Raw genomic sequence first — 18831 nt, forward strand, 5'->3', positions numbered from 1 at the left:
TTCCGGGTGGCGGTGGTGGTGACCGGGCCCACGGTAGCCAGCCGGTAGCGTGCAGCACTGATCGATGCGAGGGAAGGACACCATCCATGGCAGCTGACGGCCCCGGCCTCACCACCGAAGCCGTCTCGGCGCCCGCCTCGGCGGCCGACTCGGAGGGGTACGCGCGCGGGCTGAGTCCGCGCACCATCCAGATGATCGCCATCGGCGGCGCGATCGGCACCGGCCTGTTCTACGGCGCGGGCGCGGCGATCGAACAGGCCGGACCGTCGTTGATCCTGGCCTATCTGGTGGCGGGCCTGGCCATCTTCGTGATCATGCGCGCGCTCGGCGAGCTGCTCACTTATCGGCCGGTGTCGGGCAGTTTCGCGGAATACGCGCACGAATTCCTCGGCCGTTTCGCCGGATTCGCGACCGGCTGGTCGTACTGGGCGGTGTGGGTGTCCACCTGCATGGCCGAGATCACCGTGGCGGGCAAGTACGTGCGGTACTGGTTCGACATCCCGGAGTGGGTGACCGCGCTGGTGGTGCTGGCCGTGCTGTTCGCGGCGAACCTGATCTCGGTGCGGATCTTCGGTGAGGGCGAGTTCTGGTTCTCGGCGATCAAGGTGACCGCGATCCTGGCGATGATCATGATCGGCATCGGCGTGCTGGTGTTCGGGTTCGGGCACGCCGCCGACCCGACGGTGACCAACCTGTGGGCCGACGGCGGCGTGTTCCCGCACGGCTTCGGTCAGACGCTGCTGGTGCTGCAGATCGTCGTGTTCGCCTATGTCGGTGTGGAACTGGTCGGCGTGACCGCGGGGGAGGCGCGCGACCCGAAGACGACGCTGCGCAAGGCCATCAACACCCTGCCGTTCCGGATCGGCCTGTTCTATGTCGGCGCGCTGGTGGTGATCATGTCGGTGGCGAGCTGGCGCAGCTTCCACGCGGGCCGCAGCCCGTTCGTCGAGGTGTTCGAGCAGATCGGCATCCCGGCGGCCGCCGGCATCATCAACTTCGTGTTGCTCACCGCCGCGTTGTCCTCGTGCAACTCCGGCATCTACTCCACCGGGCGGATGCTGCGCAGCCTCGCCCTGCGCGACGAGGCGCCGGCGAAGTTCGCGGCGCTGAGCAAGCAGTCGGTGCCGTTCACCGGCATCTGCGCCTCGGCGGGGGCCATGGTGATCGGTGTCGTGGTGAACGTGGTCTCGCCGGACAAGGCCTTCGCCTACATCACCTCCGTGAGCACCGTCGGCATCATCGTCGTCTGGAGCGTGATCCTGGTGTGCCACATCAAGTACCGGGCCAAGGTCAGGGCGGGGGAGCTGCCTGCCAGCGACTACCGGCTGCCCGGCGCGCCCGTGACCACCTGGGCGGCACTGGGTTTCCTCGGCCTGGTCGTGGTGTTGCTGCTGTGGACCGAGGGTGGCCGGACGGCGTTGCTCGTCGGCGCGGTGTGGGCGGCGCTGGTCTGCGCCGGCTACTACGCCTTCGGCCGTCGCGGGGTGGCGCACACCGCCTGACGCGGGCGCCCCGTTTGCTGGAAAGCCGCTGGCAGACAAGCGTTTTCTGTCATACCCCACCGGTATCGTCGAAGGGTCACACAACGAGCCCGGCGGCGAGTGTGGCCGGGCGGTGCGAGAACGGGGGCACGGGGATGAGTGACGACGACCGTGGCGAACTGCAGCCACCGAGCAGGCATGGCACCACCTGGCGCGAATCGGAATACCGGGTGCTGGCCGACGACCTGCGCGCCGGGGCCGACCTGGCGCGCACCGCGCGCACGGTGGGGCGCACCGAATCCGCGGTGCGCGCCGCCCTGCGCAACTTCGTGCCACCGGAGGAACGGGTGCCGACCGCCGAGCGCGAGCACTGGATCCGGCGGCGCCTGGTCGCCGAACCGGAATGGGACTGGTGGGCCGTGGTGGTCGAACACCATCGGCGCTCCCGCGGCGGATTGTGGTTCACCCGGCACGAGCACTGCGCCCGGATCGGCTGGCGCCGCCGCACGCCGATGCCGGCGCTGGCCCAGGAGCTGGGCACCTCCGAGCTGTCGGCCGCCGAACTGCTGCGCTCACTCGGCCTGGTCGAGAGCATCGAGGAGGCGGCCGAGCGGCTCGGCGCCACCCCGGGACTCGCCCTGGCGAAACGGGTGGCGGCCCGCCGCGACGACGCGGTGGGCGCCCGCTGGATCCTGATCGTCGACGGCGCGGCGGGCACCACGCGTTCACGCAACGCGCCGATCCGCCGCCAGGTCTCGCTGCACGAGACCAGGGCCGCCGCCGAGAGCGAACGGGACCGGGTGCTCGCCTGGCACGCCCGCGTCGGTGTGGACTCACCGACGGCACCGGTGTGGTGGACGATCGCCGAACGCGGCCTGGGCGCGATCACCGGGCCCACCCGCTGCGGCGTCTTCGACCCCGCGGAACCGCCGGGCGGTCCGGTGCGCGCCGAGGCGCTGACGGTGGGCGACGTGATCCGGGTCGCCGTGCCCGACGGCGGCTTCCTGCAGGACCGGATCACCGCGATCACGCAGGCGGGCCCCGGTGCGCCGATCGTCATCGATCTCGCCCCCGTCGCCAACTCCCGGGTGCGCCGTGTCGTGGAGTTCGCACCGGGTGAGGTGGTCGAGGTGGTGCGCGGCCTGGCCGAACGCGCGAGCTGACCGGCAGCGGACGTCGCGGTGAGCGAGCGGCCTCACCTCGACGTCCGGGCCCGGCGGAGTCAGGTCCGCCGCGAGCCGGTGACCCACACGGGCCCGGTGAGCAACCAGATGACGGTGATCACCCCGAGCGTGCCGAACACGCCGGACAGCTGTTCCCGCTGCTCGGCATCGGCCACCGTGTAGCTCAGCACGAGGGTGAGCGCGCCCGCGATGGCGGCTGCGCCGAGCCAGCGCAGGAAGTCGGCCCATTCCGTGCGGGTGCGCTCCGGCCCGTACTTCGGCACCCGTGCCGGCGCGGGACCACCGGCGAAGCGGTGGGCGAAACGCTCGTCGAGCCACTGGATCATCCGGTGCCCGAACATCACCGTGCAGCCGAGGTAGATCCCGGCCAGCCGGTGCGCGAAGCCCACCTCGCCGCCCCCGTGCAGGTCGATGGCCACCGCGACCACCAGGACCACGTCCAGCACCGGGACCAGCGCGAGGGTCACCATGCCCGCCCGCGGCAACCGGGCCACATAGCGCAGCAGCAACCCGCCGACCACCAGCACCCAGAAACCGACCTCGCACGCGGCGATCGTCAGCAACACGGGGTTGTTCAGTTCGTCCATTCCTCCACTGTGCGTGGCACACCGCCGCGTGGTCGTCCCGCTGGGGGACCCCGCGCCGTCCGTCCTTCGGGGGACCCGCCGGGCGCGCCGGGTGTGCTGGAATGAGGTATGCCGCTGCCGTCCCGCCTGTCCCCGAGCAGGCTCGCGGTCGTCGCCGACAGTTCGACCGCGGCCGCCGTCGGTGTCTTCCTGGTCGGCCTGCTGCTGTGGGCCGCGGACGGCTGGGCGATCGTCGCCGACCGCGACGTCTATCCGGCGGCGCTGAAGCTGGCGCTGCTGTGCGCGGCGTTCGCGATCCAGATCAGCGCGCAGTTCCGGCCGGGGCTCGCCTTCTTCCTGATGATCGCGCTGCTGGCGCTCGATTTCGGATTCAGCCCGTCGCTGCCACTGTGGATCGCGCTGACCGATGTGATCTTCCTGGCCGTCAGCACCGGCTCGGACCGGTTGGGCACGCTGGTCAGCTGGTTCGCCTTCTTGGTTCCGGTGCTCGGCGCGGCGGTGGCGCTGGGGCTCGGCGGCGTGCGCGCGGGCCTGTACGTGGGTCTGATCGGGATCGCGCTCACCTGGTCACCGCTCGGCTACGCCCGCGCGGTCCGCGCCTCCCGCCGTGCGGTCGACGTCGAACGCCGCGCGGCCAGGGCCGATCTCGCCGCCCGCGACGCCGAGCGGACCGCCGCTCTCGGCGAGGAACGGCGCAGACTGGCCAGGGACCTGCACGACACGGTCGCCGGGCACCTGTCCGCCGTCGCGATCCTCGCGGAGGTGGCGCAGAAGGATCCGGGCAATCTGGCGGTGCTGCGGACGATCCGCTCGGGCAGTCTGGCGGCTCTCGACGAGATGCGCGCGACGATCGACCTGCTGACCGCACCGGACGACACCGCCGTCACCGCCCGGCTGGCTTCCCTCGACGGGCTGATCGACGCGGCGCACGCGGCGGGCGGGGCGGTGACGCTGCGCCGCGAAGCCGACCTGCCGCTGTCGACCGCCGTCGAGGCCGTGATCACCCGCATCCTCGGCGAGACCATCGCCAACGCCACCAAGCACGCGCCGGGCGCGCCCCTGGACATCGACGTCCGTCGCGACGGCGACCGGGTGGTGGTGACCGCGACGAATCCGATCACCTCGGGTGCTTCGGAAGGAGAGGGAAACGGAGTGCGTAACATGATGTTTCGCGCCGAATCGGTGGACGGGACCCTCACCGCGGGCCGCGCGGACGGCCGGTGGCGGGTGCGGGCCAGGATCCCGCTGGTGCAGCGATGACGGTGACGGTGGTGGTGGCCGACGATCACGCCACGATCCGGGCGGGCATCACCATGCTGCTCGAATCCTCCGGTCAGGTCAGCGTGATCGGGGAGGCGGCCGACGGGCTCGCGGCGCTGCGGCAGGCCCGCGCGCTGCAGCCCGACGTGGTCCTGATGGATGTCCGCATGCCCCGGGTGGACGGGCTGGAAGCCACCGCGGCCGTGATCGCCGAGACGACCGCGAAGGTGTTGGTCCTCACCACCTTCGCCATCGACGACTACGTCCTGGGCGCGCTCGCGGCGGGTGCCAGCGGCTTCTTGCTCAAGTCGGTCGGCGGGGACGACCTGGTCCGCGCCGTGCTCGCGGTGGCCGAGGGCGACGCGGTCCTCGATCCGAAGGTGACCCGCGCGGTGATCGCCGCCCTGCCCCGTCCCACGGCCACGGAAGCACCCGACCTGTCCGCCCTCACCGAGCGTGAGCGGCAGGTGCTCGCCGGAGTGGGTGCCGGGCTGTCCAACCACCAGATCGGGACCCGCCTGCGCATCGGCGAAGCCACCGTGAAAACCCATGTCTCCCGGGTGCTGACGAAGCTGGGCGTGCAATCCCGCGTGCAGGCCGCGGTGCTCGCGACCCAGGCCGGGCTCACCCTGCCCTGACCGCTACCGCGGCACCGCGCGGATCACTTCGGTGTGCAGCGGATAGTCGAACTCGCCCGCGGCGGTCTCCGGTCGGGCGCGCAGGTAGTCGCGGATCCGGCGGAGCAGCGCGGCCCGCTGGTCGGCGGGGATGACCACGGTGTGTGAGTGCGTCCCGATGGTCTCGACCAGCGAATCCGCGGTGCGCCGTTGCGCATGCGCGAAGACGGCCTTCTCGAAGGGGGCGAACAGTGGGTGGCCGGGCAGCGGTTGGTCCGGGGGCGGTGGCGTCGTCGATGCTTCCGAGCGCGCCACCCGCTGCAGACCCGCCACCCATTCGGTCGTGCCGTCCTCGATGTTCCAGAACGCCGCGAAGACCCCACCGGGTCGCAGCACCCGCGCGATCTCGGGGAACGCGCGCGACTGCTCGAACCAGTGGAACGCCTGTCCCGCGACCACCGCGTCGACCGAATCATCCGGCAGCGGAATCTCTTCCGCGGTGCCGGCCAGGATCGTCAGCGCGGGGTATCGGCGGACGAACTCGGCGCGCATCGACGCGTCGGGTTCCACGGCCACCGCCTCGGCGCCGACCGCGAGCAGTCCGCCGGTCAGCTTGCCGGTGCCCGCGCCGAGATCCAGTACGGCGGGAGCCTCGATCGCCGCGAGCGGTTCGAGTGCCCACCGGATGGCCGCGACCGCGTAGTCCGGCCGGTGCTCGGCGTAGACCGCCGCCTGTGTTCCGAACGATGTGGCCCGCCGCGCCCAGCGTTCCCGCTCCGCTGAATCCCCGTTTCCCCGCACGGTTCGACGATACCGCGCCGAGGGCCGGCCTCGCCGGTTCCAGTCGTGGCGACCGGCTCGACCCCGCGTGCATCGTTGCGCGGCTTCCCGGATCTGAGACCCGCAGTGGGACAGGATGTTCCGTGCCGCCGGCCCGGAGTCGACAGGGCCGAACCCCATCCGCCGTGCCGCAGCCGGCGCCACGGCGCCGTTGCCCGGGCGTTCCGCGTCAGTCGGCGGTGCTGGACGGGCCCGTGGCCGCGCGTGTGCCCGGCATCGTGGCCGCCGCCGCGAACAGCAGGACGGCCATCGCCAGCAGGGTGACGAAAACCAGGTGGACGGCGTGGGCCAGTTCGGTGGGGTCGGGCCGGTCGACGGCGTCGATCCGGGAGTTGACGATCGCGCCGAAGACCGCCACGCCGACCGCGATGCCGACGGAGCGGGCGAACATCGTCGCCGAGGTGACCACGCCGCGCTCGGACCAGTCCGCGCTGGTCTGGGCGGCGATCAGCGTCGGATTGGCGATCAGGCCCATGCCGGCGCCGATCACGAAGCAGGTGCCCGCGATCTGCCACGGGCTCGATTCCGCGCCGATCGGCGCCAGGGTGGCGCACCCGAGCAGCGCGATCGCGCCACCGATCAGCGCGGTGCCACGGAAGCCGATGCGCAGGTAGAGCGCGCCCGCCTGCGAGGCGGTGATCGGCCAGCCGATCGTGAGCGCGCCCACGGTGAGCCCGGCGACCGTGGCGCTGGTGCCGAGCACACCCTGCGCGAACGTGGGCACATAGGAGGTGAGACCGAGCACGACCGCGCCGATCAGCAACGACACCGCGCCGGCCGCCACCACCACCCGCCGGGTGAAGATCCACAGCGGCAGAATCGGATTCACCGCGCGCCGCTCGACGAACCCGAACACCACCAGCACGACCGCGCTGCCGACGAAGAGGGCTGCGCTCACCGGCGAACCCCACGCCCAGGCCTGGCCGCCCTCGAGCAGCGCGAGGATCACCGCACCGGCGCCGAGGGTGAGCAGCGCGGCCCCGAGGTAGTCGACCCGCTGACGCGGTCCGCGCGGCGCGGTCTCGGTGAACTTGCGCAGCAGCATGAATCCGGCGATGCCCGCCAGCGGCAGATTCACCAGGAAGATCCACCGCCAGCTCGCGAAATCGGCGAACGCCCCGCCCAGCAGCGGCCCGAGCACCGCCGATCCCGCCCACACCCCGGCCAGATAGCCCTGTACCTTCGCCCGCTCCGGCAGGGTGTAGATGTCACTGGCGATCACCATCGTCATCGGCTGCACCGCACCGGCGCCGATACCCTGGATCGCCCGGAACACGATGAGCGCCACCATGTTCGTCGCCAGCCCGCACAGCAGCGAACCGAGCGCGAACACCGCGATCCCGAACAGGATCACCGGCTTGCGCCCGACGGTGTCGGCCACCTTCCCGTAGATCGGCACCGTCACGGCCTGGGTGAGCAGATAGATCGAGAACAGCCACGGGAACAGCGCGAACCCGCCGAGATCGGCGGTGATGGTCAGGACCCCGGTCGCGATGATCGTCGAATCCAGCGCCACCAGACTCGTCGACATCATCAGGGCCCCGAGGATCGCCCCGCGCTCGGAGCGCAGCCCGACCGCCGAGCGCGCGGTATCTGTCGCCACCCCACTCCTTCCCTTACCTCAGCTAATGATTGCGACGCTAACGGCCGGCGGCCGGCGTCGGGCCGGAATCGGGGGAGGTGTGACGCGATCGGATCCCGCTCATTCGGCGGCGGCGAAGGTCGCGGCGATATCGCCCGCTGTCACCTTCGCCAGCTCCACGAAGAACGGCACCCGTTCGTCGATCATCAGGGTCACCGGCCCGCGCAGTCCGAGCGCGAAACGGCACCGGCCGCGCGGATCGAGGATGGGCAGGCCGATGGTGCGGAAGCCGGGATCGAGTTCGCGGTCGTTGAACGCGTAGCCGCGAGCGCGGGTGGCGACGAGTTCGGCTCGGAGCTCCTCGGCGCTCGACACGGACCGCTCGGTGCCTTCTTCGTATGGGAGCGAACGCAATTCGTCGTCGCTCACGTCGGACCAGGCCAGCAGTGCCTTGCCCAGTGCGCTGGCGTGCAGCGGCAGCCGCACGCCCTGTAGTTCGTGGCCGTCGGTCTCCCGCCACCGGCTGGTGCCGAGCAACACCGCGTGGATGCCGTGCCGGGTGGCCACCGAGCCGGTGGCGCCGGTGGTGGCCGCGAGCTGCTCGAGAGCGGGCTCGGCGAGATAGATCTTGTGCTGCCGGTAGGCGATCTGCCCGTATTCGGCCAGGGCGCCGCCCATCCGGTAGCGGCTCGACTCGGCGTCCTTGTCCAGGAACCCCGCCTGGACGAGCGCGCCCAGCAGTCGATGGGTGGTGCTCACGGCCAGTCCCTGCGCTCGCGCGACCTCCGAGACGCCTCGCTCCTCACCGCCACGGAAGCAATCGAGGACCGACAGGGCTCGCGTCACGGTCTGCACGCTGGAGGTCTCCACGAATCCGACGGTAACACAGCGATTCGCGGCAACCTCCTCGGCTGTTCCGTTATTCGGAAAGGGGTGGAGGTTCTTGTCGAGGAATACGCCATAAATCCCGGGGCATGTCGCTGTCAAGCTTTCCGATCTGCGGAATGGCATCCCTCGTTCGGCGCCGTCGCCGCTCCTACGCTGCGAAGGCATCACCCACTGAACCCCGAACAGGAGCCCCGATGTCCCGCAGGCTGCCGGCCTTCACGCGAATCGCGCTCGCGATCGCCCCCGTCGTCGCCCTCGTCGCGGCGTGTGGCTCCGGTTCCACACCCGAGAACGCCGCCGAGGCGTCCTTCGTGCTCGAGGTCGCCGATCCGGGCAACTCCGGACCGCTCGCCGTCGGCAAGCGCGACGGCACCTTCGACGCCGCACTGGCGCCACTGGGCGCCAAGGTCCGCTGGGTCACCACCACACCGGGTTTCAGCTCCATGCTGAAGCTGTTCAACACCGGCGAGCTCGACGTCTCCGGTGCCGCGTTCAGTCCGGTGGTCGGCGCGCTGTCCAAGGACGTCGGCGTGAAGATCGTCGCCGTCGCCGACCCGGCCGGGCAGGACCAGAGCGGCATCCTCGTCAGCCCCGAGTCGGGGGTGACCTCGGTGGCCGGGCTCGTCGGGAAACGGATCGCGGTCAACCCCGCGGGCAAGGGCGAGTACATCACGCTGAAAGCGCTGGCGCAGGCGGGAATTCCCGCCGACAAGGTGACCAGGGTCCCGCTCCAGCAGAAGGACGCGGCCTCGGCCTTCGCCACCGGCAAGGTCGACGCGTGGGCCTCGTTCCTGGTGCCCTACCAGGAGGCCAAGGCGGCGGGCGGGCGCGAGATCGCCACGGAGAAGTCGATCGGCTCCAACGACAACACCGTCGTCGTCTTCCGCACCGAGGTACTCGACCAGCGTCCCGATGTCGCCGCGAAGTACCTGGAGGTCCTGCGGGACCTGACCGCGAAGCAGAAGGCCGCGCCCGCCGATTTCGAGAACGTCTTCGAGAAGACGGGCCCGCGCGCGCTCACCGGTGATCGTCTCGCCGACGCGCTGCGCGTCGGTTCCGAGGTGACGGTGCCGCGCCTGCCCGTCGACTCCGACGCCGCCGATCTGGCCGACGTCGTGAACACCTTCGCCGACAACGGCGTCATCAACCGCCGGATCACCGCCGCCGACATCTTCTACGACCTGCGCGCGAAGCTCAGCCCGGAACAGCTGGCCGCGCTGAAGGACAACTGACATGACCACGCTCGAACTCGCGGCGCCGCGGGCCAGGGTGCCGGCTCCGCGCCCACGCGCCCTCTCCCTCGCGCTGCGCGCCGCGCTGCCCGCCGCTCTCGTCCTCGGCTGGTGGGTGGGGTCGGCGACTAGCGCCCTCTCCCCGCGCGTACTCGCCGGTCCCGCGGCGGTCTGGTCGGCCTTCCTCGAGCTGGCCGAGAGCGGGCAGCTGTTCGATTTCGCGCTGGCCTCCTTCGGCAGGGCCGCCGCGGGCGTCGCCCTCGGTGTCGGCATCGGCCTGGTGTTCGGGCTGCTGTCGGGGCTGTCGAGCCTGGGTGAGGAACTGGTCGACTCGACGATGCAGATCGTGCGGGCCGTGCCCTTCCTCGCGCTGGTGCCGCTGTTCATCTCCTGGTTCGGCATCGACGAGCTCTACAAGGTGCTGCTGATCGCCGTGGCGACCACCGCGCCCATGTACGCCTACACCTATCTCGGCGTCCGCAACGTCGATCGCAAGATGGTCGAGGCCGCGCGCGGTTTCGGGCTCACCGGGTTCCGGCTCGTCGTCGAGGTGATCGTGCCCGCGGCGCTGCCCGGCATCCTGATGGCGCTGCGGGTGTGCCTGTCGATCAGCATCACCGGCCTCATCGCGGCCGAGCAGGTGGGCACCCAGCAGGGCGTCGGCTATCTGGTGACGCTGGCCCAGGAATACAACCGCACCGACTACATGGTGCTGTGCGTGGTGCTCTACGCGCTGCTCGGTCTGGTGTTCGACGCACTCGTACGGCTCGCGGAACGCTACGCGATGCCCTGGCGCGCACAGGTGGCGATCCGATGACCACGACGACAGCCGCACCCGTCGATCGCACCGCCGACCAGCGGGAGCCGGTCGCGGTCTCGATCACGGGACTGCGCAAGACCTTCGGGACCAAGACCGTCCTCGACGGCGTCGACCTCACCATCCGGCGCGGTGAGTTCGTGGTGCTGCTCGGTCCCAGCGGCACCGGCAAGACCACCCTGCTGCGCCTGCTCACCGGACTCGAGACCCCCGACGCGGGCGAGGTGCTGGTGCCGTCCCGGCGCACCACCGTCTATCAGGAGCCCCGGCTCATCCCGTCCAAGCGGGTACTGGCCAACGTCCTCGTGGGACTGCGCCGCACCAGGACGCAGCGTGAGGCAGGCCTGCGCGCCCTGCGCGAGGTGCACCTCGACGGCAAGGCCGGGCAGTGGCCGGCCACCCTGTCCGGCGGCGAGGCCCAGCGTGCCGCGCTGGCCAGGGCGCTGGTCCGGGAACCGGAACTGCTGCTGCTCGACGAACCGTTCGCCGCGCTGGACGCGCTGACCAGGCTCCGGATGCAGGACCTGGTGGGCGATCTCGTCGCCCGGCACCGGCCCGCCGTGCTGATGGTCACCCACGACGTCGACGAGGCGATCCGGCTCGCCGACCGGGTGATCATCCTCGACCACGGCCGCTTCGCCGTCGACGCCGTGATCGACCTGCCGCACCCGCGCGAGCACGCCGCCACCGAAACCCTCGGCTACCGCACGCGATTCCTCGCCCATCTCGGCGTCGGACCAGAACCAAGGAGCACGTCATGACCGAAACCCTGTGGTACACCCGCTGCCCGGTGCCGACCGCCAGCGGCCTCGCGCACAGCCTCGGCTGGCTCGGCGCGACCGCGGCGGACGCGGGCCTGGAGTTCGGCGTCCTGCAGGACGCGGGCCCCGAACTGGCGGGCCACCACTTCCTGCACGAGCTGCCCGGCCTGATCCGTGAGGGCGGCAATGTGCCCGCGCTGGCCGCACGGGCCCAGGGCTCGCCGACCCGGCTGATCGGTCTCACCTGGATCGACGAGGCACAGGCGATCCTGGTCGGGCCGGACTCGCCGGTCACCGACGCCGCCGGTCTGGCCGGGGCGCGGGTGGGCGTTCCGGCGTGGGCCCAGGATCAGGCGCGCAGCTTCCCGCGGGCGATGGCGCTGCACGGCTTCGCCAACGCGCTGCGCCCGGCGGGACTCACACTGGCCGACGTGCGGATCGTCGAACTCGACGTCGAGCGGGATCCCCAGGTGCGCACCGAGATCCAGTCCGCGCGCCGGTCGACCACGTGGGGCATCGAGGAATTGCTCGCCGGCGAGGTCGACGCCGTCTACGTCAAGGGCGCCCGCGCGGCGGAGGTGGCGAAGGCGAACGGGCTGCGCGTCGCGGTCGACCTGGACTCCTCGGCGACCCGGCGCCTGCGGGTCAACAACGGCACCCCGCGCCCGATCACCGTGCACGCGGACCTGCTCGAATCCCGGCCCGAGGTCGTGATCGGCTTCCTCGCCCAGAGCCTGCGCGCCGCCGACTGGGCCGCCGGCGACCTCGACGGGGTCCGCGCGGTCCTGCAGCGCGAAACGCTGTCCGGTCCCGAGGGTGTCGCCGCGGCCTACGGTGCCGAGTTCCATCGCGGTCTGCACCCCTCGCTCGCCGAGGAGCGGGTGGAACTGCTCGGGGTGCAGAAGCAGTTCCTCTACACCCACGGCTTCCTGGCCGCCGACTTCGACCTCGAATCCTGGGTCGCCCCCGAGCCGTTGGCGCGGGCGCGGGAGCTCGTCGCCGCCGAGCGGGTGCCGGCATGAGCGAATTCGTCTGGAAACTGCCGAGCCGGGGTGACGGCCGCCGCGCGCGGCCCGCGCTGCGCGGCCGCGGCGGGTTCGGTCCACCGCCACCGCGCACGGTGGCCACCGACGTGCGCCTCGGTCGCTTCGGCCCCTTCGACGACCTGGCCCAGATCGTCGATGCCGCGGAACTCACCGGCTTCGACGGGGTCCTCGCCCCCTACGACCCGCTCGGCGAGGAATCCTGGATCGTCGCGGGCGCGGCCCTGCGCGCCACCCGCTACGCACACGTCACCGTCGAATTCCCGCCTGCCTTCGGCACTCCGGTGTACGCGGCCAAGATCTCGGCCACCCTGCAGCGCCATGCGCGGGGGCGGCTGCGCTGGCAGCTCGCGGTGGAGACCGACGCGGCCGAGGCCCGCGCGCGCGGTGACCGGGTCGAGGGCGACGAGCGCTATCGGCGCGCCGCGGAATTCCTCACCGTCGCCCGCGGCGTCTGGAACGAGACCGAGGTCGGCGCGGCCGGGTTCGCGGGCACCGGCTTCGAGTACGCGGGCCGGTACTACTACGACGTCGTCGACGGCGGTTTCCGCGGCATCCTGTCCGGGCTGCCGTTCCCGACCGTCCAGCTGAGCGGCACCTCGGCCGCGGCCTTGGACCTGTCGGCCACGCACGGTGATGTCCACGTGTTCGGCGAACAGCGCGACGGAATCGCCGGAGCGGTCACGGAACTGGGCGAGCGCGCCGCGGCCGCGGGCCGCACGGTGGGGGTCGCGCTGGAACTGCCGATCATCGCCAGGGAGACCGAGGAGGAGGCCTGGGCCAGGGTGCACCGGCAGTGGGCCGAGACGGGCAGGCCCGGCTCGGCCACCGAGCACGCGCTCGGCGACGGGCGCTGGGCGGGCTTCGACGCCCTCGGCTACGACCGGCCCATCGGCCTGGTCGGCAGCTACGAGCAGGTCGCCCGGCAGCTCGCCGTCTACGAGCTCGCGGGTGTCCGGACCTTCGTGCTCGCCGGTCACCCGAACATCGAGGAGATCCACCGCGCGGGCGAGCACCTGCTGTTCCGCGTGGACCCGACGGGCCGCACCCGCACCACCGCGCAGGAGGTCACCGTATGAGCATCGACGTCTACTGGCGCATCGGCATGGAAGGCGACCACGCCTCCCTGCGCACCCCGCGCCGCTACAACCGCGGCAACGCCGGCGGCTACGCGCCGGGCAACATCGCCCCGGCCATCCGCGGCGGAGAACTGGACGAGTACAGCTATCTCGACCACGTGGCCGCCGTCGCCAAGGCCACCGAATCGGCGGGCTTCCTCGGTGGCCTGCTGCCCTCGTTCCCGGTGACCGACGACCCGTGGGCCGTCGCCGCCGCGCTGGCCGCCGAGACCACCACCTATCGCTTCATGGTCGCCTTCCAGCCCGGCTTCCTGCACCCGGTGCAGGCAGCAAGGATGTCGGCGAGTCTGCAGCGCGCCACCGGCGGGCGGCTCGTCTACAACATCATCAGCGGAGGCGGGGGGCCTGCCCAATTGTGGTGGGGCGACAAGGTTTCCCACGACGATCGGTACACCCGCACCAGCGAGTTCCTCGACGTGCTGCGCGGAGTGTGGGACGGCGAGCCGTTCGACCACGACGGCCGCTTCTTCCGCACCGAAGGCGCCGCGCTACCGCCGGGCCTGGCCGGTCAGCCCTTCCCCGAGGTCTACTTCTCGGGCTCCTCCGGCGCCGCCGTGGCCGCCGCGGGCCGCCACGCCGACTACTACCTGTCCTGGCTGGAGCCCTTCGCCGACCTGCGCGCCAAGTTCGACCGGGTCCGCGCCGACGCCGACAAGCTCGGGCGCACACCGAAGTTCGCCGTCCGCATCGACATCGTCGCCCGGCACACCGAGGAAGCCGCCTGGGCCGAGATCGAGAAGGGCTGGGCCTTCGTCGACCGCGCGGCCGCCGACCGCGCCGCGCAGGGGGACTCCGTCGGCGCCGCGCGCATCGCCGGCTGGGTGCCCGAAACCATCACCGGCTACCGCGATCTCGAGGTCCAGCCCAACGTCTGGTGCGGCTTCAGTCTCATCCGCGGCGGTCCCGCCTTCGGCCTCGTCGGCAGCTACGAGCAGGTGGCACAGCGCCTCGACGAACTGATCGCGCTGGGCGTCGACGCCTTCATCCTCGCGGGCAATCCGCACCTGGAGGAGGCGTACCGCGTCGGCGAGGAAGTACTGCCCCTGCTCGGCCGCTCCCGGCTCACCACCCCGTCCACCGAGACCGTCCTCGCGACGGCCCGATAACGCAGGAGACACACTGATGACCACCACCGAAACCCGTGTGCCGGAGGCCGTCACGGCCTTCGTCGACGCGGTGACCCGCGACGCCGAGTCCGCGTTCCGGGTGTTCCGCGAGACCGGCACCGTCACCGGCAACGGCACCGTCAACTTCGTCGAGCGGGTACCGGGCGAGGAGATCGCCGTGGCCCTCAACGCGCCGGGTCCGTGGGCGGCCGATCAGCGCGTCGCGCCCGTCGTCGCCACCTTCGACGGAGACGTGCTGTCCGGCACCGGATCCGCCGGTTTCGTCACCGGCTACGCGAAGGTCTTCCGCGCACACCCGGAGATCACCTCCGTTGTGCACATCCACACCCCGTGGCTGGGTGGCTGGGCGCAGACCCACCGCACCCTGCCGATCCGCTACGCCGCCTCTCAGCGGCTCACGCTCTCGCGCGAGATCCCGCCGCACATCGACCGCACGATCGGCGCGGGCGAGTTCATCCTCGACCGGCTCGAGCGCGACCCGCACCTGGTCGCGATCTTCGAGGCCAACGGCGGCGCCAACGTGATCGGCCGCGCGGGGCTGCTGGAACTGGCGAAGTTCGTGGTGCTGCTCGAGGAGGGCGCGCAGTACCAGGCCATCGCCGAAAGTCTGGGCGGCTCGGTCGAGTTCGATCCGTCCAACCTCGCGGTGCAGTGGAGCCGCAGCGGCCTGGCCGAGCAGGCCCGCGCCCTCGGCCTGATCGGAGACGCGCGATGAGCCTGCGGGTCGGCTACTTTCCCCACAACAACTCGCTGTTCGTCCTGCGCCACCGCGGCGTGCTCGAACAGCTGCTGCCCGACGTCGAATGGGTCGACCTGCGCGCGCTGCCGCCGGCCGCCCGCGTCGACCCGAAAACCGCTCTGCCCGGCGAACATTCGGACTGGCTGTTCACCGAGGGCGGCTACGACATCATCGGCACCGGCTTCACCCCGCCGCTGACCGCCCTGGCGAATCAGCGCGACATCGTCTACCTCGGCATCTCGGGCCCGCGCGTGGAGAACGGCAGGCTCGTCGCGACCGCGAACAGCGGCATCACCTCCGCGGCGGACCTGAAGGGCAAGCGGGTCGGCATCGCGCACGGCTCGTGGCAGACCACGCTGCTGCTGTTCGCCCTCGACCGGGTGGGACTGACCTGGGCCGACATCGAGCCCGTCGATGTCGACGTGCACGGCGGCGGCGCCGCCCTGCTGGCCGGTGAGCTCGACGCGTGGGTCGGCACCTATCCCGGCCTGCGCGAGGTCGAGGCCGCCACGACGCTCACGACCCTGGTCGACACCGCCTCGGTGTTCAGTCATCCGTCGCTGTGGTTCACCCGCCGCGACCTGGCCGAGAACGACCGCGGTGCCGTCGAAGCGGTGCTGACGGCGCTGCGCGCCTCGGACGCCTGGATCACCGAGAATCCGCGCGCGGCCGCCCAGTACTTCGTCGACGACGCGCGGTCGCGCGGTGTGCCCGCCGACCTGGACGCCTGGGAGGCCGCGCTGCGCGGACGCCCGTTCGGCGTGCATCCGGTGAGCGCGCAGTTCCTCGACGAGCAGCAGCGTGCCGCCGACCTGCTGGTCGCCAACGGCCTGCTCCCTCGGGCGATCGACGTGCGTGCCGCGGTGCTGCCGTGGATCGGCGAGCTGCTCGCGCAGCCGGCGGCCGCACCGGCCTGAGCCCGGATACGACGATGCCCCGGTACCGATTCGGTACCGGGGCATCGGGCTGCGGGGGTGGATCAGCGTGCGGGTTGAGGATCGTTCCGGTCCCGACTGATACGACGAGATTCAAACCAATAGGTCAGGGAAACGGTGGCGTAGGAGGTGGCGACCACGGCTGCGGTCACCAACGGAATCGCCACGATCAACGGAATCAGCAAAGCCATGCTGCCCTCCTCGCGGTACGGTAGATGAGCGATGAAGGTGGTGGTCAGCGCCTCGTCGCGCCGTTGGTGGACATGCCCCGCGCTTCCGATGGTAGGGCCACGGCGCGACAGGGGCACGGCTCGACGGCTGTGACGGCGGTCATGGTTTCGCCGGAGTGTCGTCCACGTCATCGAAGCGGCCTGAGGTTGAATGTTCAATAGATCTGGGGTTCTACCGCGTCACGAGTTCTCGACATCGGCTTCACCACGATGAACATCCGACGAAGGAGCAACGATCGTGAGCATGATCCTGGCTGTGCTGGACAGTGCCGTTCTCGCCCAGGTCGGCAACCCCACGCCGGAGGCCCCGCCGATGGCGGACAAGATCCTGCAGTTGGGCCGGTACTTCACCTGGATGATCCTGCTGTCCGGCGTCACCGCCATCACCTATGGCGGCGGCCGCTTCGCCTGGGAAAAGTGGAGCGGCGGCGGCCTGCAGTCGCCCAAGATGATCGCCAGCGCCATGGCGGGCGGTGCCGTGGCGACGAGCGCGGGCACGATCATGAACGCCGTGATCGGGGCCTGACCCCGGGTCCCGTGGCGCCCTTCCCGGACTAGGGTCGAAGCGTGCGTATCTTCCTCGCCGGCGCCACGGGCGTCATCGGAACACGGTTGGTGCCCTTGCTGGTCGAGGCCGGGCACGAGGTGGCGGGGCTGACCCGCTCCGCGAACAAGTCGGCCGCCCTGCGTGCCGCGGGCGTGCGGCCGGTCGTCCTCGACGTCTACGACGCGGCCGCGCTCACCGCGGCGGTCGTCGACTTCGCGCCCGAGCTGGTGATGCACCAGCTCACCGACCTACCCGACGACGTGGCCATGCTCGCCACCTCCGCCGAGGCGAACGCGCGCATCCGCAGCGAGGGCACCGCGAATCTGCTCGCCGCCGCGGCGGCCGCGGGCGCGACACGCTTTCTCGCGCAGAGCATCGCGTGGGAGCCGCCCGCGGGCCGCGGCGCGGTGATCGGGGCGCACGAGTCCGCGGTGCTCGACGCCGGCGGGGTGGTGCTGCGCTACGGCCAGTTCTACGGTCCCGGCACCTATTACGAGACGACGCCGCCGGAACATCCGCGGATCCACGTCGATGCGGCGGCGGCGCGCACGCTGGAGCTTCTCGACGCGCCCTCGGGGACCGTGGTCGTCGTCGAACCCGTGGAATAGTCGCGAGCGCAGGGCGAGCTGCCATGCAATAGCCCGCACCTATCATGGCGGGATGGAGCTGCGTCACGTCCGGTATCTGCTCGCCGTCGCCGACCACGGCAATTTCACGCGCGCGGCCGAGGCGCTGCACATCTCGCAGCCGACGCTGTCGCAGCAGATCAAGCAGCTCGAACGGCTCCTCGGGGTGCAGTTGCTCGACCGGTCGGGGCGCACGGTCCGGCTCACCGACGCCGGCGCGGCGTACGCGCGGCACGCCCGCGACGCGCTGCGCGACCTCGAGGCCGGGGAGCGGGCGGTGCACGACGTCCAGGACCTGAGCCGGGGACATCTGCGGGTGGCGACCACCCCGACGATCACCGCCTATCTCATCGGTCCGCTGATGCACGAGTTCCATCGCGCGTACCCGGCGGTCACGGTGGCGGTCACCGAGGCCACCCAGGACCGGATCGAGGAGGACCTGCTGGCCGACGCGCTCGACCTCGGCATCGCGTTCAGCGGCGTCCACGCGACCGGGATCGGTGCCGACGCGTTGTTCACCGAGAATCTGAGCCTGGTCGTGGGGGCGGCGCACTCGCTGGCGGCCCGGTCGGGCCCGGTGCCGATCCAGGAGCTGGCCGTGCAGCCGCTGGCCCTGCTGAGCCGGGACTTCGCCACCCGCAACCACATCGACGACCATCTCGCCGCGTCCGGCGTCGCGCCACGGCCTGCGATCGAGGCGAACACGATCACCGCGCTCGTCGAATTCACCCGTCGCGGCACGCTCGCCACCGTCCTGCCCGACGCGATCGCCCACGCGCACCCCGACCTACGGCCGGTCGCCCTCGATCCGGGGCTGCCGAGCCGGACCGTGGAACTGCTGCGGCGCGACACGGCCTACCACTCCGCGGCGGCCAGGGCCTTCACCGCGATCATCCGGCGCGAAGCGGGACGGTTTCAGCTATAGATCGGCTGCTCCGACGCCAGGGTCGTCCCGGAGCTGATCACCAGCAGCGAGCCGGGGGAGTTGTTCGTGGTCCGCACCGCGGGCAATCTCGTGCCCGCCTACGCTCCCGGCGGTGACGGCGTCGCCGCGCAGCTGTCGAATCTGGCCACCCATCCCGCCGTGGCCCGCGGCCTCGCCGCGGGGACTTTGCACGCCGAGGGCTGGGTGTTCGACATCGCCTCGGGCGAGGTCGCCGTCGTCGGGCACAGCGGTTCCCGGACCGCGGCCTGAA

Annotated in this window: 21 protein-coding genes; 16 read left to right on the top strand and 5 right to left on the bottom strand. The window is 71.5% G+C overall.

Features of this window, described 5'->3' with window-relative positions:
• Positions 1-86: 86 nt before the first annotated feature.
• Positions 87-1502 carry an amino acid permease gene (locus tag DFR69_RS17305; RefSeq protein ID WP_244198312.1) on the top strand — a complete coding sequence of 472 codons (1416 nt, stop codon included), beginning with the start codon at positions 87-89 and terminating at the stop codon, positions 1500-1502.
• A gap of 134 nt (positions 1503-1636) precedes the next feature.
• Positions 1637-2644: a hypothetical protein gene (locus DFR69_RS17310; RefSeq protein WP_110038583.1), complete on the top strand. Its 1008-nt coding sequence runs from the start codon at positions 1637-1639 to the stop codon at positions 2642-2644.
• Between the two features lie 59 nt (positions 2645-2703).
• Here DFR69_RS17310 and DFR69_RS17315 read toward each other — a convergent pair whose 3' ends face one another.
• Positions 2704-3252 carry a hypothetical protein gene (locus DFR69_RS17315; RefSeq protein WP_110038584.1) on the bottom strand — a complete coding sequence of 183 codons (549 nt, stop codon included), beginning with the start codon at positions 3250-3252 and terminating at the stop codon, positions 2704-2706.
• A 108-nt stretch (positions 3253-3360) separates the two neighbouring features.
• Between DFR69_RS17315 and DFR69_RS17320 the strand changes: the two genes are divergently transcribed.
• Entirely contained in the window at positions 3361-4512 is a 1152-nt protein-coding gene (locus tag DFR69_RS17320; protein WP_110038585.1) for a sensor histidine kinase, read from the top strand.
• Positions 4509-5150, top strand: a complete 642-nt coding sequence (locus DFR69_RS17325) for a response regulator (RefSeq protein WP_110038586.1) — start codon at positions 4509-4511, stop codon at positions 5148-5150. Before DFR69_RS17320 ends, DFR69_RS17325 begins: the two co-directional genes overlap by 4 nt.
• 3 nt (positions 5151-5153) lie before the next feature.
• On the opposite strand, the gene DFR69_RS17330 is transcribed toward DFR69_RS17325, so the two are convergent.
• From DFR69_RS17330 to DFR69_RS17340, 3 genes are all read right to left on the bottom strand, one after another.
• Positions 5154-5930, bottom strand: a complete 777-nt coding sequence (locus tag DFR69_RS17330; RefSeq protein WP_244198313.1) for a class I SAM-dependent methyltransferase — start codon at positions 5928-5930, stop codon at positions 5154-5156.
• 208 nt (positions 5931-6138) lie between these two features.
• Positions 6139-7572 (bottom strand): MFS transporter, encoded by a 1434-nt coding sequence (locus DFR69_RS17335; RefSeq protein WP_110038588.1) that lies wholly within the window; start codon positions 7570-7572, stop codon positions 6139-6141.
• A gap of 99 nt (positions 7573-7671) precedes the next feature.
• A complete protein-coding gene (locus DFR69_RS17340) occupies positions 7672-8421 on the bottom strand; it encodes an IclR family transcriptional regulator (protein ID WP_110038589.1) in 750 nt (249 codons plus the stop codon).
• 212 nt (positions 8422-8633) lie between these two features.
• On the opposite strand from DFR69_RS17340, the gene DFR69_RS17345 reads away from it, so the two are divergent.
• The 8 genes from DFR69_RS17345 to DFR69_RS17380 are packed head-to-tail and all read left to right on the top strand — an operon-like array spanning position 8634 to position 16214.
• Positions 8634-9671, top strand: coding sequence for an NrtA/SsuA/CpmA family ABC transporter substrate-binding protein (locus tag DFR69_RS17345; protein ID WP_110038590.1), 1038 nt, complete (start codon positions 8634-8636; stop codon positions 9669-9671).
• Position 9672: 1 nt separating this feature from the next.
• Complete coding sequence (locus DFR69_RS17350) at positions 9673-10488, top strand: ABC transporter permease (protein WP_110038591.1); 816 nt, start codon at positions 9673-9675, stop codon at positions 10486-10488.
• Positions 10485-11249 carry an ABC transporter ATP-binding protein gene (locus tag DFR69_RS17355; RefSeq protein ID WP_110038592.1) on the top strand — a complete coding sequence of 255 codons (765 nt, stop codon included), beginning with the start codon at positions 10485-10487 and terminating at the stop codon, positions 11247-11249. The genes DFR69_RS17350 and DFR69_RS17355 overlap by 4 nt, the downstream gene beginning before the upstream one ends.
• Positions 11246-12271 (top strand): ABC transporter substrate-binding protein, encoded by a 1026-nt coding sequence (locus DFR69_RS17360; RefSeq protein WP_110038593.1) that lies wholly within the window; start codon positions 11246-11248, stop codon positions 12269-12271. The genes DFR69_RS17355 and DFR69_RS17360 overlap by 4 nt, the downstream gene beginning before the upstream one ends.
• Positions 12268-13371 (top strand): LLM class flavin-dependent oxidoreductase, encoded by a 1104-nt coding sequence (locus DFR69_RS17365; RefSeq protein WP_110038594.1) that lies wholly within the window; start codon positions 12268-12270, stop codon positions 13369-13371. The genes DFR69_RS17360 and DFR69_RS17365 overlap by 4 nt, the downstream gene beginning before the upstream one ends.
• The gene (locus DFR69_RS17370) at positions 13368-14537 is read left to right on the top strand and encodes an LLM class flavin-dependent oxidoreductase (RefSeq protein WP_110038595.1); all 1170 of its coding nucleotides are present in this window, start codon (positions 13368-13370) and stop codon (positions 14535-14537) included. The genes DFR69_RS17365 and DFR69_RS17370 overlap by 4 nt, the downstream gene beginning before the upstream one ends.
• 16 nt (positions 14538-14553) lie before the next feature.
• Positions 14554-15273, top strand: a complete 720-nt coding sequence (locus tag DFR69_RS17375) for a class II aldolase/adducin family protein (RefSeq protein ID WP_110038596.1) — start codon at positions 14554-14556, stop codon at positions 15271-15273.
• Positions 15270-16214 carry an ABC transporter substrate-binding protein gene (locus DFR69_RS17380; RefSeq protein WP_110038597.1) on the top strand — a complete coding sequence of 315 codons (945 nt, stop codon included), beginning with the start codon at positions 15270-15272 and terminating at the stop codon, positions 16212-16214. The genes DFR69_RS17375 and DFR69_RS17380 overlap by 4 nt, the downstream gene beginning before the upstream one ends.
• A gap of 62 nt (positions 16215-16276) precedes the next feature.
• On the opposite strand, the gene DFR69_RS34505 is transcribed toward DFR69_RS17380, so the two are convergent.
• Positions 16277-16423 (bottom strand): hypothetical protein, encoded by a 147-nt coding sequence (locus DFR69_RS34505; protein WP_167456301.1) that lies wholly within the window; start codon positions 16421-16423, stop codon positions 16277-16279.
• A gap of 283 nt (positions 16424-16706) precedes the next feature.
• On the opposite strand from DFR69_RS34505, the gene DFR69_RS17385 reads away from it, so the two are divergent.
• Genes DFR69_RS17385 through DFR69_RS17400 form a run of 4 tightly spaced genes read left to right on the top strand, consistent with a single transcriptional unit; the run spans position 16707 to position 18830 of the window.
• Positions 16707-16988 carry a hypothetical protein gene (locus DFR69_RS17385; RefSeq protein ID WP_110038598.1) on the top strand — a complete coding sequence of 94 codons (282 nt, stop codon included), beginning with the start codon at positions 16707-16709 and terminating at the stop codon, positions 16986-16988.
• A 41-nt stretch (positions 16989-17029) separates the two neighbouring features.
• The gene (locus DFR69_RS17390) at positions 17030-17617 is read left to right on the top strand and encodes an NAD-dependent epimerase/dehydratase family protein (protein ID WP_110038599.1); all 588 of its coding nucleotides are present in this window, start codon (positions 17030-17032) and stop codon (positions 17615-17617) included.
• A 52-nt stretch (positions 17618-17669) separates the two neighbouring features.
• Positions 17670-18560, top strand: coding sequence for a transcriptional regulator CynR (gene cynR / locus DFR69_RS17395; protein WP_110038600.1), 891 nt, complete (start codon positions 17670-17672; stop codon positions 18558-18560).
• Positions 18561-18830: a carbonic anhydrase gene (locus DFR69_RS17400; protein ID WP_110038601.1), complete on the top strand. Its 270-nt coding sequence runs from the start codon at positions 18561-18563 to the stop codon at positions 18828-18830.
• Position 18831: the final 1 nt, after the last annotated feature.

The organism is Nocardia neocaledoniensis (assembly GCF_003182135.1).
Taxonomy (GTDB): Bacteria; Actinomycetota; Actinomycetes; order Mycobacteriales; family Mycobacteriaceae; genus Nocardia; species Nocardia neocaledoniensis.

Excerpts from the sequence above, each read along its gene's own strand:
- DFR69_RS17305 (WP_244198312.1), top strand. The coding sequence starts at position 87 with ATGGCAGCTGACGGCCCCGGCCTCACCACCGAAGCCGTCTCGGCGCCC.
- DFR69_RS17310 (WP_110038583.1), top strand. The coding sequence starts at position 1,637 with ATGAGTGACGACGACCGTGGCGAACTGCAGCCACCGAGCAGGCATGGC.
- DFR69_RS17315 (WP_110038584.1), bottom strand. The coding sequence starts at position 3,252 with ATGGACGAACTGAACAACCCCGTGTTGCTGACGATCGCCGCGTGCGAG.
- DFR69_RS17320 (WP_110038585.1), top strand. The coding sequence starts at position 3,361 with ATGCCGCTGCCGTCCCGCCTGTCCCCGAGCAGGCTCGCGGTCGTCGCC.
- DFR69_RS17325 (WP_110038586.1), top strand. The coding sequence starts at position 4,509 with ATGACGGTGACGGTGGTGGTGGCCGACGATCACGCCACGATCCGGGCG.
- DFR69_RS17345 (WP_110038590.1), top strand. The coding sequence starts at position 8,634 with ATGTCCCGCAGGCTGCCGGCCTTCACGCGAATCGCGCTCGCGATCGCC.
- DFR69_RS17350 (WP_110038591.1), top strand. The coding sequence starts at position 9,673 with ATGACCACGCTCGAACTCGCGGCGCCGCGGGCCAGGGTGCCGGCTCCG.
- DFR69_RS17355 (WP_110038592.1), top strand. The coding sequence starts at position 10,485 with ATGACCACGACGACAGCCGCACCCGTCGATCGCACCGCCGACCAGCGG.
- DFR69_RS17360 (WP_110038593.1), top strand. The coding sequence starts at position 11,246 with ATGACCGAAACCCTGTGGTACACCCGCTGCCCGGTGCCGACCGCCAGC.
- DFR69_RS17365 (WP_110038594.1), top strand. The coding sequence starts at position 12,268 with ATGAGCGAATTCGTCTGGAAACTGCCGAGCCGGGGTGACGGCCGCCGC.
- DFR69_RS17370 (WP_110038595.1), top strand. The coding sequence starts at position 13,368 with ATGAGCATCGACGTCTACTGGCGCATCGGCATGGAAGGCGACCACGCC.
- DFR69_RS17375 (WP_110038596.1), top strand. The coding sequence starts at position 14,554 with ATGACCACCACCGAAACCCGTGTGCCGGAGGCCGTCACGGCCTTCGTC.
- DFR69_RS17380 (WP_110038597.1), top strand. The coding sequence starts at position 15,270 with ATGAGCCTGCGGGTCGGCTACTTTCCCCACAACAACTCGCTGTTCGTC.
- DFR69_RS34505 (WP_167456301.1), bottom strand. The coding sequence starts at position 16,423 with ATGGCTTTGCTGATTCCGTTGATCGTGGCGATTCCGTTGGTGACCGCA.
- DFR69_RS17385 (WP_110038598.1), top strand. The coding sequence starts at position 16,707 with ATGATCCTGGCTGTGCTGGACAGTGCCGTTCTCGCCCAGGTCGGCAAC.
- cynR (WP_110038600.1), top strand. The coding sequence starts at position 17,670 with ATGGAGCTGCGTCACGTCCGGTATCTGCTCGCCGTCGCCGACCACGGC.